Below are 243 nucleotides of genomic sequence, written 5' to 3'. Positions count from 1 at the left end.
CACGTACTATTACACTTACAGCGCTTGGGGTTACAAAAGAGCAATTACCTGAAATCTCTATGCCTACCATTGATGGCATACGCAGCTACCCTGATAAAAAAGAAAATAACAATGCAGTACGTGACGGACGTGTTGTATCACAGCAAACTGCATCGTATGCATTACTGCCGCAAAAACCAGGTACTTACACTTTACCTAAAATACAGCTGCCTTGGTTTAATACTAAAATGAACCGTATTAGCG

Annotated in this window: 1 protein-coding gene; it reads left to right on the top strand. The window is 40.7% G+C overall.

Features of this window, described 5'->3' with window-relative positions; translation table 11 throughout:
• A partial coding sequence (locus tag AAEY57_RS20865; RefSeq protein WP_350608768.1) for a BatD family protein occupies positions 1-243 on the top strand: 243 nt, incomplete at both ends.

The organism is Pseudoalteromonas sp. MER144-MNA-CIBAN-0113 (assembly GCF_040308965.1).
Classification (GTDB): domain Bacteria; phylum Pseudomonadota; class Gammaproteobacteria; order Enterobacterales; family Alteromonadaceae; genus Pseudoalteromonas; species Pseudoalteromonas tetraodonis.
This window is presented reverse-complemented; position numbering and strand designations above follow the sequence as displayed.